Here is a 15,753-nt window from a genome sequence, read left to right as displayed (position 1 = left end):
GTCACCTCTCCCGCGGGCCCGGCCCGGTGGCATGATCCACCGGGGCCGCGCGGCTCCGCCGCCCGCTCAGGTCAGGGCGTGCAGCCCCGGAACGAAGGTGATCAGCAGCGGTACGGCCGGGACCAGCGCGGCGTACGCGGTGATCCGCAGCCGGCGGGCGGGCGAGAAGCGGACGCCCGGCGCCAGCAGCCGGTCCACCCGCTGCGGCACCTGCCCCAGCTGCTCGGGGCACGGCCCGAACACCCCGCGGTCCTCGTTCATCCCGACCAGCGCCAGCGCGGTCGTCAGCCGCCCGAAGCGGCGCGACGCCACATCGTCCGCGGCCAGTTCGACCAGCCGGTGCACCTGATCCCGGAACGCGGCGAACACCGGGACCTGCGGGAAGCCGGCCGCCAGCGCCGAGGCGCAGTGCAGCAGCAGATCGTGCCGGGCCCGGGCGTGGCCCTGCTCATGGGCGAGCAGCGCATCGAGCTGGCGGTCCTTCAGACGGCGCAACGCGGCGGTGGTGACGACGAGTTGGGGCGCGCTGCGCTGCAGCCACCACGCCTCGGGGCGGTCGCTCTCCAGGACGACGAGACGGTCGCCGGAGCGTTCCTCGCCGGGCAGCAGCGGCACCCGGCGCAGCAGATCCGCGCGGCGCCGGCGGCGGCGGGCCCGCGCGGCGCGCACCTCACGGGTCAGCGCCATCGCCGTCCACACCGCGCCCCCGGCGAGCAGCAGCGCCAGCGAACCGGCCCACGGACCGTAGGTGTTGAGCGCGTACGCCTCGACGACGACCCGCGGTGCGAAGCCGAACACCGGGCCGCGGACGGCGTCCCACGCGGCGGCCGCGCTCAGCGCCATCGCCAGCGCGCAGCAGAGCAGCACGGCGGCGACCACGCACTGCCAGACCCACAGGGCGAGCACCGGTTCCCGGTCGGGCCAGTCCGAACGGGCCATCAGCCGCGGCGCGGTGGACGCGGCCAGCACGCCGAGGATCATCAGCGTGAGGGGGACCATCATGCGGCCAGCCTATGAGCGCCCGACTCGCAGGCGGTACGGCGGCGTTCCGGAAGTGACGCATGCCACGCCCGCCGCAGGTGTGACGCGCCGGCCCGGACACCGCGCCGGACGCCGTCCCCGGAGCCGCCCCGGACAGCGGCCCGGACACCGCTTCGGCCGGCTCGCGGGCCGGGCCCGGCGTCAGACCGACAGCAGCATCACCAGCATGCCGAGGCTCATCGCCAGCCGGCAGACCCCGAACGCCTCGGCCCGCCGGAGCACCGGATCCACGGGGACGGGACCACCGGCGGGGGCACCCTCCAGGAGGCCGGCGGCAGTGCCCTCCGGACAACCGGCCGGTGAGCCCTCCGGGAGGCCGGTGTCGCCCTCCGAGGGTCGGCGGGCGACACCGTCCGCGGGCCCGGAGCCGCCCTCGCGGAGCGGCGCACCGTCAGCCGGGCCCGCGCCCGCGGACACCGTGACCGCATCCCCGGACCCCGCACCCACGGGCACCGCGTCCGCCCGCGCCGCGACCGCGTCCCGCTCGTCCGCCCCCGGTATCAGCCGGAGCCCGGCGAGGACGACGGACGCCGCGTAGTAGACCAGCAGGGCGCCCGTCACCAGGGGCGGGCCGCCCATGCCGGTGTGCCCCGCGGCCGTCGCGCCGCCGTGGCCGCCCGGCATCGCCATCGGCGCCGTGCCGGTCATCGCCGGGTCCGCGGCCAGCAGCGGGGTCATCGCCAGCGCCATGTACACCATCGCCAGCGAGTCGACCGCGTGGTGCGCGTGCCGCAGCCACAGGGCGCGCACCGCCGCCACGGTGAAGACCGCCGCGTACCCCCACGCCAGCCACGGCGGCGGCGCGAACACCGCGGTGGGCAGCGCCATCACCGCCATCGCCAGCCCCATCAGCGCCTGACCGCGCGCCTGGGACCGCTGCGCCGCCGTCCCGCGGCGCGCCCGCGACAGGCAGTACCCGCCCGCCACGGCGCACACCACCACCAGCAGCCAACTCGTCAGCGACGGCCCGTGCACTGTGGCCTCCCCACCCCGGTCCGGCGCGGCGGCGGCTCTCCCGCGCCCCGGTCGGACACCGATCACGTACGACCGCAGAATGCCCAGGTCACGGGGGGCGCAAGGGAGCGCACGGGGGCAGGTGGGGAGCGCAGGACCGGCCGCCCCGGGGAGGCGCGGGCCGGTGGCGCCGCCCGGTGGCCCGGAGCCGGTCCCGGTCCGCGGAGCCGCAGGTCAGGGCCGGTAGCGCAGCGGATGGTCGGCGGGCACCTCGACGAGGACGAGGCGATGACCGTCCGGATCGGCGACCCACATCTCGATCAGCCCCCACGGCTCCTGGACCGGCGGCCGCAGGATCTCCACCCCGCGCGCCGCCAGCGCGTCGTGTGCCGCCGCCGCGTCCGCCACCTGGAGCCACAGCTGAAGGGTCCGCCCGGGCGGACCGTCCGACCGGCCGGACACCTCCAGGAAGCCGCCGCCCAGGAAGTACACCGTGCCGCGCTCGGGGCCCGTACCGAACTCCCGGTAGATCTCCAGCCCCAGCGCCTCGCCGTAGAACGCCCGCGACCGCTCGGGGTCCGCGGGCCGCACCAGCACCCTGCTGCTCAGTACCTGCACCATGCGCCGGACCCTACGCGTCCGGGGGCGCGCGGCCGTGCGCCGCGCGGGGTTCCGCTCGGCGGCCCGCCCACGGATACTTCTCGGGCCCGGCATCGGGACGAAAGGCCCTGATCGAACGGCGTGTCGCCTTGTTAGCCTCACGGTGTGCCCGGCCCTGCCGCCGCGCGCCCACCGCCCGCCCGAGAGGAACCCCGCACCATGCCCACCGGACAGCTCGTCTTCCGCAGCGCCACCGATGCCGACATCCCCGCGCTCGTCGCGCTGATCGAGTCGGCGTACCGGGGCGACGCGAGCCGGGCGGGCTGGACCACCGAGGCGGACCTGCTGGAGGGGCAGCGCACGGACCCCGAGGGCGTCGCCGACGTGGTGCACCGGAAGGACAGCCGCCTGCTGGTGGCCGAGCGCGACGGCGAGCCGATCGCCTGCTGCCACCTCGAAGACCGCGGTGACCACGCCTACTTCGGGATGTTCGCGGTCCGCCCGACGCTCCAGGGCGGCGGCCTCGGCAAGATGATCATCGCCGAGGCGGAGCGCGCCGCCCACGCCGAGTGGGGCGCCCGGGAGATGCGGATGACCGTCATCCGGCAGCGCACGGAGCTGATCGCCTGGTACGAGCGGCGCGGCTACCGCCGCACCGGCGAGCTGAGCCCGTTCCCCTACGGCGACGAGCGGTTCGGCCTCCCGCAGCGCGCCGACCTCGCCTTCGAACTGCTGGTCAAGCCCCTCGGCTGAGCCCGCCGGACGGGCCCGGGAACGCGTCGGACGCCGGACGGCACCCGGGGCGGCGCGTCGCCCCGCCCGGCCCCAACGCCCGGCCCGGCCCCAACGCCCCGTAGCCCTACCAGCGCCCCGTACCGACGACCCGCTCCAGGAACTGCCGGGTCCGGGCCTCGCGCGGCGCGCCGAACAGCTCCGCGGGCGTGCCGCGCTCCCGGATCACCCCGGCGTCCAGGAAACACACCTGGTCGGCGACGTCCCGGGCGAACCCCATCTCATGGGTGGCGAGCACCATCGTCATGCCCTCCTCCTTCAGCCCGCGCACCACGTTCAGCACCTCGCCCACCAGCTCCGGGTCGAGCGCCGCGGTGATCTCGTCGAGCAGCAGCAGCCGGGGGCGGCAGGCCAGCGCCCGGACGATGGCGACGCGCTGCTGCTGCCCGCCGCTGAGCCGGTCCGGATAGGCGTCCGCCCGTCCGCCGAGCCCCAGCCGCTCCAGCAGCTCGTGGGCGCGCGCCTCCGCCTCGTCCCGAGCCACCCCGTGCACCCGGCGCGGCGCCAGCGTGATGTTGTCCAGCACCGTCATGTGCGGGAAGAGGTTGTACGCCTGGAAGACCACACCGATCCGGCGGCGCACCGCGTCCGCGTCGGCGCGCGGGTCGGTGATCTCCTCGCCGTCCAGGAAGATCGCCCCGTCGTCGATCTCCTCCAGCAGATTCGCGCACCGCAGCAGCGTCGACTTGCCGGAGCCGGACGCCCCGATCAGCGCCGTGACGGTGTGCGGCGCGACCTCCAGATCGACGTCCCGCAGCACGACCGTGCCCCGCCCGTACGTCTTGCGGACGGCCTCCAGCCGCAGCACCGGCGCGGCGCCCGGCTCCGCGCCCCGTGCGTCCGCCTCGCTCATACGATCCCTCCCTGGGCGCGGCGCCGGTCCATCCGGGCCGTCACCCAGTCCGTCAGGCGCGTCATCGGGATCGTCAGGGCGACGAAGACCAACCCGGCGACCACGTACGGCGTGTAGTTGAAGTCCTTGCCCGCGATGATCTGTGCCGCGTACACCGCGTCGACCGCCCCGGCGATCGACACCAGACCGGTGTCCTTCTGGAGCGAGACCAGATCGTTCAGCAGCGGCGGCACGACCCGCCGCACCGCCTGCGGCAACACCACGAACCGCAGCGCCTGCCCGCTCGACAGTCCCAGCGACCGCGCCGCGGCCCGCTGCGAGGGGTGCACCGACTCGATGCCGGCGCGGAAGACCTCCGCCACGTACGCGGAGTACGTCAGGACCAGCGCCGCCCCGCCCAGCAGCACCGGATCGGTGGTGACGCCCTGGAGCCGCAGCGCCGGGACGCCGAAGACCACCATCAGCAGGCAGATGATCAGCGGCAGTCCGCGGAAGAAGTCGGTGTACGCGGTGGCCAGCGCCCGCAGCGGGAAGAACACCGGACCGCGCAGCGTCCGCGCCACCGCCAGCGCCATCCCGAGGACCAGCACCGCGGCGCCGCACACCACCAGCAGTTCCAGGTTGAGCAGCAGTCCCTCCAGCACCTTCGGCAGCGCCTTGCGGGCGTACGCGGCGCTGAAGAAGGTCTCGCGGGTGCGCTGCCAGCCGGGCGACTCGGTGATCACCACGTACAGCACGGCGGCGGTCACCAGCGTGCTCACCGCGGCGACGGCGGCCGCGCGGCGGGCCCGGGTCCGCCGGTACCGCTCGCGCGCCAGCCGCCGTGCGGACGGGACGTAACCGTCGGCCTCGGCGGCAGCGGGGGAGTCGCCCGACGGGCCCTTGACGAGGCTCACTTGAGCACCGGCGCATGGGCGGCGTCGGCCAGCCACTTCTTCTCCAGGGCGGCGAGCGTGCCGTCCTTGCGCAGCGCGTCGACGGCCGCCCGGACGCAGCCGGTGATCCGGCTCTGCTTGTCGAGCACCAGGCCGAACTGCTCGCCGCGGGCGCCGGTGTCCGCGAACTGCCCGACGACCTTCGCGTCCTTGACCTCGGTGGAGGTGATGTAGAACGCGGTCGGCAGATCGGTGAGGATCGCGTCCACCTGGCCGTTCTTCAAGGCGGACTTGGCGAAGTCGTTCTTCTGGTAGACGGCGGGCCGCCGGCCGGGCCGGATGGTGTCGTTGATGACGTCGAGGCTGGTGGTGCCGACCTGCGCACCGAGCCGTACGCCCTTGAGGTCGGCGATGCTCTTCGCCCCCGCCGCCTTCGAGCCCTTGAGCGCCACGACCGCCTGCCGGACGTCGTAGTAGCCGGAGGAGAAGGCGACGGCCTGCTTGCGGGAGGCGCTGATCGAGATCTGGTTGATGTCGAAGTCGAACTTCTTCTCACCGGGCGCGAAGGCGTTGTTGAACGGCACGGTCCGCCAGCCGACCGCGGGGCGCGGATAGCCGAGCCGGTCGGCGACCGCGTAGGCGACGGCCGATTCGAAGCCCTTGCCGCTCGCCGGATCGTCGCCCTGGAACCACGGCGCGTACGCGGGTTTGTCGGTGCCGACGGTCAGCTTCCCGGCCGTCACCGTGTCCAGCTTGCCGGGCGCGCAGCTCTCCTTGCCCGCGGCGTCGGACGGTGCGTCCTGTGGCGCACAGCCGACGGCGGCGGAGCCCAACACGGCGGCACACACGGCGAGAAGAGGGGGGCGAGAGGCGAGGCGCATGGCGGGAGAGTGACAGGGCCACCGGCCATCTGTCGAGATCATTGCGGAAATCGTCCGGATGCCGGGACGAGATTGCACGCCTGTGAACTGCGGATTTCGTACCGGAGGAGGCAGCGGCCGGGGCTGGCGCCGCCACCCGGCCGCGCAGCACCGGCGCCGTCGCCCAGCCCCGGACACGCGCCTCGCCCGCCCCCGTTCCAGGCGTACCGTCGGCCCGCCCCGGACACGCGTCCCGCCCGGCCCCGGACACGAGCCGCCCCGCGACCGGCGCGGCGGGCAACTCGCCCCGGAGCGGCCCGTCCTACGCCGTGAACCGCACCGCCCGCCGGATCTCCGGCCGGTCGGTCACCACACCGTCGAGCCCCAGACCGCGGGCCAGCCGCAGCTGGTCGTGGGTGTTGACGGTCCAGGCCACCACCCGCAGCTGTGCGGCGTGGGCCCGCTCCACCAACTCCAGGGTCAGCCGGCGGATGTTGAGCGAGAGCATCGGCGCGCCCACCGCCCGCGCCCGGTCGACCACGTCCAGCCCGTACCGGCTGGCGACCAGCGCGGTGCGGACGCCCGGGACCAGCGTCCGGATGGCCGCCAGCGCCTCGTCGTGGAAGGAGATCACCTCGACCCGGCCGGTCAGATCCCGGGCCCGCAGCACCTCGGCGAGCGCCCGCGCCGCCGCCACGTCCTTGATCTCGGCCTGCAACGGCGCCCGGACCGCGTCCACCACCTCCTCGAACACCGGGATCCGCTCGCCCCGCCCGGCGTCCAGTTCGCGCAGCTCCGCAAGGGTCTGTTCGGCGATCGGCCCGCTGCCGTCGGTGGTCCGCGCCACGTCCGCGTCGTGCATCACCACGAGCGCGCCGTCCTTGCTCAGATGCAGATCCAGCTCGACGACGTCGAGCCCTTCGCGCTCGGCGCGGACGAACGACCGGAGCGTGTTCTCCGGCTCCACGCCCATCATTCCGCGGTGCCCGATGGTGAGAAAGGACAAGGCTGCCTCGCTTCTGTCGGCTCGGTACTGCTCTGATGTCGCAATCCGCCGTGCGGCGGTACCGCGGCCCCGCACCCCGGAGAGCCCCGGACGCCCGGCCCCGGCGACGGCCCGCACCGCCCCGGCCCGGCGCCCCGCACACCACGACCTCGGGCACAAAGCCGTACGAAATGGCGCACAGCCTAACGGCTCCACCGGGCCCCGGAAGCGGCGCGGACCGGCCACCGCACGCCCCGACGAGTGCCCCCGCCCCGCTCCCGCCGGGCCGTCCGCGAAGGGCGTCCGCCCTGCCCCGCACCGGCCGGGAACCCCGCCCCGCCGGCCCGGAGCACCCGCTCAGAGGTATCTGTCCGCCCCGGCCGTCCGCGAACCCGCTCACCCGCGCGTGGGCGCGTCCCCGCCGGGCTGACGCCGCCCCGCGCCCCGGGGTGCGGGGCGGCGGATACGGCGAGAACATGTCGTTCCACCCTGCGTCGGCAGGAAAAATCCTCGTGATCTGGGGGTGTCGACAGAATAATTTTCAATGGCCCCTCTTGAGCGAAAGAACCTTGGCTGGTTACGGTGGGTACACCAGACGATCTACCGCCGGAGGGCAGTCATGACGGAAATCCTTTCGCCTGTGGGTGCTCGGACGGGCACCGCGACCACGGAGCCGGTGACCGCGCACCCGGCGTGGCCCGCCCTGAAGAACGCGGTCGAGACCATCCGGCCGTGGCAGTCCAAGGACGGCTCGATCGACCTGACCGCCGACGGCGCCCCCACCGCGGAAACGGTTCGCCACGAGGTCGACGCGATCATCGCGGCCCTCGGCGAGCTGGCCCCGCTGCTGCCGCACGACGCGGCCTACCACGAGGCGCTCGCCGCCGACCTGCGCCGCTGGGCGGACGACGGCTTCGGCGTCCCGGACTTCCTCGACTCGCTGCTGGCCTTCCAGCCCGCGCAGCAGCGCGCCGACGGCCGCCAGCACCTCGTGCTCTTCCCGATGTACACGCAGAACGGCAACCCGGACCGCAACTTCGAGGCCGTCGTGCTGCGCATGGTCTGGCCCGAGTGGCTCGCCGAGCTGGAGCGCACCCGCTACGACAACCCGCTCTTCTGCGGCATCACCTTCGAGGACTTCACCGCCGGGTACGACACCAACTCCGCGGTCCTCTTCCCGGAGACCATCGCGGTGCGCAAGGCCCCCGAGCGGTTCAGCTGGGGCGGCATCTTCTGCGACCGCGAGGCCGCGCGCTTCCGCCGCGTCAGCGAGGCGGCCGTCGACACGCTCAACATCGAGCTGCCCGACGACATCCGCGCCCTCCTGGCCGATCAGGACCGCTGCCAGCAGGCGTTCGTCCTGTGGGACATGGTCCACGACCGCACCCACAGCCACGGCGACCTGCCGTTCGACCCGTTCATGATCAAGCAGCGCCAGCCGTTCTGGATGTACGGCCTCGAAGAGCTGCGCTGCGACCTCACCGCCTTCCGCGAGGCCGTGAAGCTGGAGGCCGAGGGGTACCCGCAGGCCCGCGACGTGCAGTACGCGGTGATCTTCGACCGGATGTTCCGCTTCCCGGTCACCGGCGACCGCAACCGCAACTACGACGGCCTCGGCGGCCAGCTGCTCTTCGCGTACCTCCACAAGCACGACGTCGTACGCTGGACGGACAACACTCTCCACATCGACTGGGAGCGGGCGCCGAAGGTCACCAACCAGCTCTGCGGAGAGATCGAGCAGCTCTACCGCGACGGCATCGACCGGCCCAAGCTGGTCCACTGGTTCGCCGCCTACGACCTCGTCTCGACCTACCTCGCCCCGCACCCGGGATCGGTCTGGGCGAAGGGGCCGGGCGCCCTCGACCTCGACCAGCCGCCGCGCAAGCTCGTGGACGACGTGCTGCCCGACGAGTTCCCGCTCAGCATGTTCTACGAGGCCCTTGCCAAGAAGCTGCGTACGGTGATCGCTTCCACCAAGGGCATCACGGCCGGCCGCGACATGCCGGCGGCGGCGTGACCACGGGCCGCGCCACCACCGAAACCGCAGGTCAGTCAGGTGTCCAGAAGGATGAGGAGGCGACGGAGATGAGTACTTCGACGGGCGGCCAGGGGCCGTTGGAGGGCGCCGTCATCGCGGTGGCGGGCGCCGGCGGCCCCGCGGGGCGGGCCACCCTGCTGCGGCTGGCCGAGGCGGGCGCCACCGTCGTCGGCTGTGACGCGGACGCCGCACGGCTGGCCGAGGCGGTCGACGCCGCCCGCTACGCCCACGGCGGTGCCACGGTCATCGGCGACACGGTCGATCTGCTCGACGCGGAGCAGACCCGGGAGTGGGCCGACCGTACCGAGAAGGAGTTCGGCCGCATCGACGGGCTCGTCCACCTGGTCGGCGGCTGGCGCGGCTCCAAGACCTTCGGCGAGACCGATCTGCACGACTGGGAGGTGCTGCACAACCTCCTCATCCGCACCGTCCAGCACACCTCCCTCGCCTTCCACGAAGGGCTCCAGCGCTCCGGGAACGGCCGGTATCTGCTGATCAGCGCCGCCGGGGCGAGCAAGCCCACGGCCGGGAACGCCGCCTACGCCGCGTCCAAGGCGGCGGCCGAGGCATGGACCCTCGCGCTGGCCGACAGCTTCCGCAAGGCGGGGGGCGAGGAAGGGCCGCGGGCCGCGGCTGCGATCCTGGTGGTCAAGGCGCTCGTCAACGAACAGATGCGCGCCGAGCGACCGAACGCCAAGTTCGCGGGCTTCACCGACGTCACGGAGCTGGCCGAGGCCATCGCCGGGGTCTGGGGCCGGCCCGCCCGGGAAGTGAATGGAAAGCGTCTGTGGCTGACCCCCGAGCCGTGAGCGGCGGCAAGACCGACGCCCGGCAGCACCACGACACCCAGGTACGCGGCTTCGCCAGCGACAACTACGCGGGCGCGCACCCGGAAGTGCTCGCCGCCCTCGCCCTCGCCAACGGCGGCCATCAGGTCGCCTACGGCGAGGACGAGTACACCGCCCACCTCCAGCGGGTGATACGCAGCCACTTCGGGCAGCGGGCCGAGGCGTTCCCCGTCTTCAACGGCACCGGTGCCAACGTCGTCGCGCTCCAGTCGGTCACCGACCGCTGGGGCGCGGTGATCGCCGCCGAATCGGCGCACATCAACGTCGACGAGTGCGGCGCCCCGGAGCGGGTCGGCGGCCTCAAGCTGCTGACCGTGCCGACCGAGGACGGCAAGCTCACCCCCGAGCTGATCGACCGGGAGGCGTACGGCTGGGACGACGAGCACCGCGCCATGCCGCAGGTCGTCTCGATCACCCAGAGCACCGAACTGGGCACGCTCTACACCCCGGACGAGGTCCGGGCGATCTGCGAGCACGCCCATGAGCGGGGCATGGTGGTGCACCTCGACGGCTCGCGGCTGGCCAACGCCGCGGCATCGCTGGACGTGCCGATGCGGGCGTTCACCAACGCGGTGGGGGTGGACCTGCTCTCCCTGGGCGGCACGAAGAACGGCGCCGTCTTCGGCGAGGCGGTCGTCGTCCTCAACCCCGACGCGGTGCGCGGGATGAAGCACCTGCGGAAGCTGTCGATGCAGCTGGCGTCCAAGATGCGCTTCGTGTCGGTGCAGTTGGAGGCGCTGCTCGCCAAGGACCTGTGGCTGCGCAACGCCCGGCACGCCAACACCATGGCGCAGCGGCTGGCGGCCGGGGTCCGGGAGGTCGCCGGGGTGGAGATCCTCTATCCCGTGCAGGCCAACGCGGTCTTCGCCCGGCTGCCGCACGCCGTCAGCGAACGCCTCCAGAAGCGCTACCGCTTCTACTTCTGGGACGAGGCGGCCGGCGTGGTCCGGTGGATGTGCGCCTTCGACACCACCGAGGAGGACGTCGACGGCTTCCTCGCCGCCCTCCGCGAGGAGATCGGCGCCATCTGACGGCACCCCGCAGAACTGAATAGCTATGCGCCCGACCGAAAAGTCATTGCTTCTCGGTCGGGCGCATAGCTACGCTCCCGCCGCATGAAGCTGATCCAGGAAACCCCGGAACTCTCGGCCTACCTGGCGGTGAGCGAGGCCATCGACCACGATCATCCGCAGGTCCGGGCCACCGCAGCACTGCTGCGCGCCGATGCCCCCGACGCATACGCATACGCCAAGGCCGCCTTCGAGTTCGTCCGCGACACCGTCCCGCACTCCCACGACGCCGACGACCCGCGCGTCACCTGGCGCGCCTCCGACGTCCTCGCGCGGCGCACCGGCATCTGCTTCGCCAAGTCCCATGCGCTGGCCGCCCTGTTGCGCGCCGAGTCCATCCCCGCCGCGCTCTGCTACCAGAAGCTCGACACCCTGCACGGGCTGATCGCGCTCAAGCTCCCCGGCGGCGACTGGGCGCGCCAGGATCCGCGGGGCAACAAACCCGGCGTGGACGCGCAGTTCCGCACCGACCGGGAACAACTCGCCTGGCCCGTCCGCCCGGAGCTGGGCGAGGCGGACTCCCCGGTGCTGCACGCCGAACCGCTGCCCGCCGTCCTCCGGTGCCTGCGGCGGGCGGGCGACCGCGCCGAGCTGTGGCGGACGCTGCCCACCGACTTCTGAGGCGGCGGAGGGAGCCGTCGGCGGGGAGGGACCCGGGAGCGTGCGGCCCCCGGGCGCCGTCGTCAGGCGGGCGAACCGGGCGCCGCCGGGGCCGTGCCGCCCAGGTGCGCCGGGATCCACCAGGTGTCGTCCGGCCCCTTGGGGCGCACGGGGTAGGCGCGCTGCGCCGCCTCCAGCAGGTCCTGGACGCGGGTGCGCAGCCGGTCGGTGATCTTCTCCGCCTGCTCGTCCGGGTCCGCCTCCATCGGCTCGCCCACCCGGATCGTGATCGGGAAGTGGTTGCGCCCCAGATCCCGCTTGTGGCCCTTGGTCCACAGCCGCTGGGTGCCCCACAGCGCCATCGGCAGCAGCGGTACGCCCGCCTCCTGCGCCAGCCGCACCGCGCCCGACTTGAAGCCCTTCAGCGTGAACGACTCCGAGATCGTGGCCTCCGGGAAGACGCCGATCACCTCGCCCGACCGCAGCGCCGACAGCGCGTGCCGGTACGCGTGCACGCCCTGCGCGCGGTCCACCGGGATGTGCTTCATCGCCCGCATCAGCGGCCCGGACACCTTGTGCCGGAACACCGACTCCTTGGCCATGAACCGCACCAGACGCTTCGCCGGGCGGGCCGCGAGACCCGCGAAGACGAAGTCGAGGTAGCCGATGTGGTTGCTCACCAGGACCGCACCGCCGCGCTGCGGGATGTTGTCCGTCCCCGCGATGTCGAATTTCAGGTCGAGTGACTTGAAGAGGGTGCGCGCGGCACCGATCACCGGCGGGTAGACCAGTTCGGCCATGTCGGGGGACCCCTTTTCTGTGCCCGGGGAGGGTTCTCCCGGCGGAAACCTACGCAGCCGTAAGAAGCGGCTTTCGGGAGATCGTGCCCGATCACGGGCGTCCCGGCTACCACGGGGGCCGCCCGGAGCGGGAGATTCTCATCACGTATGCCCCCGCTCCCGTCGCGCACCGCGCGCTCCGGGCGTACCGTTCGCGCCCCCGCCGGGACCCCGCACGCGCCCGCGGGAATCATTCCGGCGCCGGGTGCGCTGGACCTGTGGACGACTGCCCGCACCACCCACACCCAGGAGGCCGACGGTGCCCCAGCAGGACGACGGCGTACGGCTCGGCGCGGAGAGCCTGGGGGCGCCGCTCGGGGAGCGGGCCACGCTGGTGCAGTTCTCCAGCGCCTTCTGCCAGCCCTGCCGGGCAACCCGCCGCACCCTCGCCGAGGTCGCCGCCATGGTCGACGGCGTCACCCACACCGAGATCGACGCCGAATCCCGGCTGGGCCTCGTCCGGGAGCTGCGGATCACGAGTACGCCGACCGTCCTGGTGCTCGACGCCGAGGGCGCGATCGTCCGCCGCGCCGCCGGCCGGCCCCGCAGGGCCGATGTCATCGCGGCACTGGGCGAGGCGGTCCGTGATTGATCTCCCAGAAGCCCAGGTGCCCTTGACGCTGCGCGTCACGCGTCGTCACGCTGACGTGATGCGGCCAGGAACCCTTCTGTACGGACGCGCGCACGTGGATCTGGTGCGGACCGCCAGCGCGCGCTGTCCGGGCGTGTGAGCAGCGACGACCCCGCCGCCGGACCCGCCAGGGCGGCCGGCGGCCCTGCCACGGCCCGTTCCCCTTTGCAGAAGGACAATTCCATGACGGCATCGCCCGATCTCGGCACGCCCCGCACCGCCTCCCCCGAACTCCTGCGCTCCGTCTTCCGGCAGCACGCCGCGGGCGTCGCGGTGATCACCGCACGGGGCGAGCGCCCCGTCGGCTTCACGGCGACCTCCCTGACCTCCGTCGCCGCCGAACCGCCGCTGCTCTCCTTCGGCGTCGCCACCACCGCCTCCTCCTGGCCCGCGCTCGCCGAGGCGGACCACCTGGGCGTGCACATCCTCGGCGAGCACCAGCAGGAGCTGGCCGCCACCTTCGCCCGCAGCGGCGCCGACCGCTTCGGCCCCGGCACCTCCTGGCGCACCGGCCCGGAGGGCGTCCCGCTGCTCGACGGCGTCCTCGCCTGGCTGGTGTGCCGCGTCGTCGCCCGCATCCCCGCCGGCGACCACCGCATCGTCCTCGCCCAGCCGCTGCTCGGCGACCCGGCGGGACCGGGCCGTCCGCTCCTGTACCACCAGGGGCGCTTCAACGCGCTGCGCGACTGACGGGTTCCCGTAACGCTTCGTCATCCCCGGGTCGGGGCCGTTGGGTAGGTCACAGTTCAGCGGCCTTGATTCCGGGGACGACACTGTATGTACTGGTGAGTAATATCGGGGTCGGCGCGGGGAACCCGAACCGACCCGGAGCCGCCCCCACAGGCGCCTATGCTGCCAGCACAAGGCAGTTCTGAAGAGACGAAGCAGGTAGGAGAGCCGGCGTGAGCTTGAGGATCGTTGTCTGTGTGAAGTACGTGCCCGACGCCACCGGCGACCGGCACTTCGCCGAGGACCTGACCGTCGACCGCGACGACGTGGACGGCCTCCTCTCGGAGCTGGACGAGTACGCCGTCGAGCAGGCCCTGCAGATCAAGGAGGCGGCCGACGACGCCGAGGTCACCGTCCTCACCGTCGGCCCCGAGGACGCCAACGACGCGCTGCGCAAGGCGCTGTCGATGGGCGCGGACAAGGGCATCCACGTCGAGGACGACGACCTGCACGGCACCGACGCGCTGGGCACCTCCCTCGTGCTCGCCAAGGCCATCGAGAAGGCCGGCTACGACCTGGTCGTCTGCGGTATGGCCTCCACCGACGGCACGATGGGCGTGCTGCCCGCCCTGCTCGCCGAGCGGCTGAACGTCCCGCAGGTCACCCAGCTCTCCGAGGTCGCGGTCGACGGCGGCAAGGTGACCGGCCGCCGTGACGGCGACACCGCCAGCGAGCAGCTGGAGGCGTCGCTCCCGGCCGTCGTGTCCGTCACCGACCAGTCCGGCGAGGCGCGCTACCCCTCCTTCAAGGGCATCATGGCCGCCAAGAAGAAGCCGGTGGAGTCCTGGGAGCTGGACGACCTCGACATCGACGCGGACGAGGTCGGTCTGGAGGGCGCCTGGACCGCGGTCGACGGCGCCGCGGAGCGCCCGGCCCGTACGGCCGGCACGATCGTCACGGACGAGGGCGAGGGCGGCAAGCAGCTCGCCGAGTTCCTCGCGGGCCAGAAGTTCATCTGAGGCCCCCGGCCGGGCATCGGTTCCGGCCATCCGCAACCGCCCTCATTCTTCCCGCAGGAGAGTCACCCCATGGCTGAAGTCCTTGTCTACGTCGACCACGTGGACGGCGCCGTCCGCAAGCCCACCCTCGAACTGCTCACCCTGGCCCGCCGCATCGGCGAGCCCGTGGCCGTCCACCTCGGCGCCGGTGCGGACACCGCCGCCGCCACCCTCGCCGAGCACGGCGCGGTGAAGGTGCTGGCCGCCGACGCCCCCGAGTTCGCCGAGTACCTCGTCGCCCCCAAGGTCGACGCGCTCCAGGCCGCCTACGAGGCGGTGTCCCCGGCCGCCGTGCTGCTGCCGTCCTCCGCCGAGGGCAAGGAGATCGGCGCCCGCCTCGCGGTCCGCATCGGCTCCGGCATCATCACCGACGCCGTCGACCTGGAGGCCGGCGACGAGGGCCCGGTGGCGACGCAGTCCGTCTTCGCGGCCTCGTACACCACCAAGTCCCGCGTCACCACCGGCACCCCGGTCATCACCGTCAAGCCCAACTCCGCCGCGCCCGAGGCCGCTCCGGCCGCGGGCACGGTCGAGCAGCTCGACGTGACCATCGCCGACTCCTCCAAGGGCACCAAGATCGTCTCGCGCACCCCGCGCGAGTCGACCGGCCGCCCGGAGCTGACCGAGGCCGCGATCGTGGTCTCCGGTGGCCGCGGCGTCAACGGCGCCGAGAACTTCCCGGTCATCGAGGCGCTGGCGGACTCGCTCGGTGCCGCCGTCGGTGCCTCGCGCGCCGCCGTCGACGCCGGTTGGTACCCGCACACCAACCAGGTCGGCCAGACCGGTAAGTCGGTCTCGCCGCAGCTGTACATCGCCGCCGGTATCTCCGGTGCGATCCAGCACCGCGCCGGTATGCAGACCTCGAAGACGATCGTCGCCATCAACAAGGACGCCGAGGCCCCGATCTTCGACCTGGTCGACTACGGCGTCGTCGGCGACCTCTTCGACGTCGTCCCGGCCCTGACCGAAGAGGTCAAGACCCGCAAGGGCTGAGCCACCCCGGGCCGGCCGGTCCGCGCCCACGGCGAAGGCCCCGTACG

At 73.3% G+C, this 15,753-nt stretch carries 17 protein-coding genes; 9 read left to right on the top strand and 8 right to left on the bottom strand.

The features are described 5' to 3' along the window. Nucleotides 1–66: 66 nt before the first annotated feature. From ABT345_RS23785 to ABT345_RS23775, 3 genes are all read right to left on the bottom strand, one after another. Nucleotides 67–1,002: a M56 family metallopeptidase gene (locus ABT345_RS23785; RefSeq protein WP_345091262.1), complete on the bottom strand. Its 936-nt coding sequence runs from the start codon at nt 1,000–1,002 to the stop codon at nt 67–69. A 180-nt stretch (nt 1,003–1,182) separates the two neighbouring features. Further along, a complete protein-coding gene (locus ABT345_RS23780; RefSeq protein WP_345091260.1) occupies nt 1,183–2,016 on the bottom strand; it encodes a DUF5134 domain-containing protein in 834 nt (277 codons plus the stop codon). A gap of 213 nt (nt 2,017–2,229) precedes the next feature. After that, nucleotides 2,230–2,616, bottom strand: coding sequence for a VOC family protein (locus tag ABT345_RS23775; protein ID WP_345091258.1), 387 nt, complete (start codon nt 2,614–2,616; stop codon nt 2,230–2,232). Nucleotides 2,617–2,814: 198 nt separating this feature from the next. On the opposite strand from ABT345_RS23775, the gene ABT345_RS23770 reads away from it, so the two are divergent. Continuing rightward, nucleotides 2,815–3,348 carry a GNAT family N-acetyltransferase gene (locus ABT345_RS23770; RefSeq protein ID WP_345091256.1) on the top strand — a complete coding sequence of 178 codons (534 nt, stop codon included), beginning with the start codon at nt 2,815–2,817 and terminating at the stop codon, nt 3,346–3,348. A 106-nt stretch (nt 3,349–3,454) separates the two neighbouring features. Here ABT345_RS23770 and ABT345_RS23765 read toward each other — a convergent pair whose 3' ends face one another. The 4 genes from ABT345_RS23765 to ABT345_RS23750 form a co-directional block, all read right to left on the bottom strand. Beyond that, nucleotides 3,455–4,240 carry an amino acid ABC transporter ATP-binding protein gene (locus tag ABT345_RS23765; protein ID WP_345091253.1) on the bottom strand — a complete coding sequence of 262 codons (786 nt, stop codon included), beginning with the start codon at nt 4,238–4,240 and terminating at the stop codon, nt 3,455–3,457. Beyond that, nucleotides 4,237–5,136, bottom strand: a complete 900-nt coding sequence (locus ABT345_RS23760; RefSeq protein ID WP_345091249.1) for an amino acid ABC transporter permease — start codon at nt 5,134–5,136, stop codon at nt 4,237–4,239. Before ABT345_RS23760 ends, ABT345_RS23765 begins: the two co-directional genes overlap by 4 nt. Continuing rightward, a complete protein-coding gene (locus ABT345_RS23755) occupies nt 5,133–5,996 on the bottom strand; it encodes an ABC transporter substrate-binding protein (protein WP_345091246.1) in 864 nt (287 codons plus the stop codon). Before ABT345_RS23755 ends, ABT345_RS23760 begins: the two co-directional genes overlap by 4 nt. Before the next feature lie 301 nt (nt 5,997–6,297). After that, on the bottom strand, nt 6,298–6,981 hold the full coding sequence (locus tag ABT345_RS23750) for a glycerophosphodiester phosphodiesterase (RefSeq protein WP_345091243.1): 684 nt from the start codon (nt 6,979–6,981) through the stop codon (nt 6,298–6,300). Nucleotides 6,982–7,579: 598 nt separating this feature from the next. Here ABT345_RS23750 and ABT345_RS23745 point away from each other — a divergent pair. From ABT345_RS23745 to ABT345_RS23730, 4 genes are all read left to right on the top strand, one after another. Continuing rightward, nucleotides 7,580–8,977 carry a DUF6421 family protein gene (locus tag ABT345_RS23745; RefSeq protein WP_345091240.1) on the top strand — a complete coding sequence of 466 codons (1,398 nt, stop codon included), beginning with the start codon at nt 7,580–7,582 and terminating at the stop codon, nt 8,975–8,977. A gap of 68 nt (nt 8,978–9,045) precedes the next feature. Further along, nucleotides 9,046–9,807, top strand: a complete 762-nt coding sequence (locus ABT345_RS23740; protein WP_345091237.1) for an SDR family NAD(P)-dependent oxidoreductase — start codon at nt 9,046–9,048, stop codon at nt 9,805–9,807. Next, entirely contained in the window at nt 9,786–10,877 is a 1,092-nt protein-coding gene (locus ABT345_RS23735; RefSeq protein ID WP_345091234.1) for a threonine aldolase family protein, read from the top strand. The genes ABT345_RS23740 and ABT345_RS23735 overlap by 22 nt, the downstream gene beginning before the upstream one ends. A gap of 84 nt (nt 10,878–10,961) precedes the next feature. Then, nucleotides 10,962–11,537: a transglutaminase-like domain-containing protein gene (locus ABT345_RS23730; RefSeq protein ID WP_345091231.1), complete on the top strand. Its 576-nt coding sequence runs from the start codon at nt 10,962–10,964 to the stop codon at nt 11,535–11,537. Between the two features lie 62 nt (nt 11,538–11,599). Here ABT345_RS23730 and ABT345_RS23725 read toward each other — a convergent pair whose 3' ends face one another. Next, nucleotides 11,600–12,316, bottom strand: a complete 717-nt coding sequence (locus ABT345_RS23725; RefSeq protein ID WP_345091228.1) for a lysophospholipid acyltransferase family protein — start codon at nt 12,314–12,316, stop codon at nt 11,600–11,602. Nucleotides 12,317–12,614: 298 nt separating this feature from the next. On the opposite strand from ABT345_RS23725, the gene ABT345_RS23720 reads away from it, so the two are divergent. From ABT345_RS23720 to ABT345_RS23705, 4 genes are all read left to right on the top strand, one after another. Further along, nucleotides 12,615–12,947, top strand: a complete 333-nt coding sequence (locus ABT345_RS23720; RefSeq protein ID WP_345091225.1) for a thioredoxin family protein — start codon at nt 12,615–12,617, stop codon at nt 12,945–12,947. 222 nt (nt 12,948–13,169) lie between these two features. Then, on the top strand, nt 13,170–13,676 hold the full coding sequence (locus ABT345_RS23715; protein ID WP_345091222.1) for a flavin reductase family protein: 507 nt from the start codon (nt 13,170–13,172) through the stop codon (nt 13,674–13,676). A 212-nt stretch (nt 13,677–13,888) separates the two neighbouring features. Further along, a complete protein-coding gene (locus tag ABT345_RS23710) occupies nt 13,889–14,674 on the top strand; it encodes an electron transfer flavoprotein subunit beta/FixA family protein (protein ID WP_345091219.1) in 786 nt (261 codons plus the stop codon). Between the two features lie 69 nt (nt 14,675–14,743). Then, nucleotides 14,744–15,706, top strand: a complete 963-nt coding sequence (locus ABT345_RS23705) for an electron transfer flavoprotein subunit alpha/FixB family protein (protein ID WP_345091216.1) — start codon at nt 14,744–14,746, stop codon at nt 15,704–15,706. Nucleotides 15,707–15,753 lie beyond the last annotated feature (47 nt).

It is taken from the genome of Streptomyces sp. NPDC000404 (assembly GCF_040300365.1).
Lineage (GTDB): Bacteria > Actinomycetota > Actinomycetes > Streptomycetales > Streptomycetaceae > Streptomyces > Streptomyces ramulosus.
Note: the sequence above shows the minus strand (reverse complement) of the source record. Positions and strands in the feature narration are given on the sequence as shown.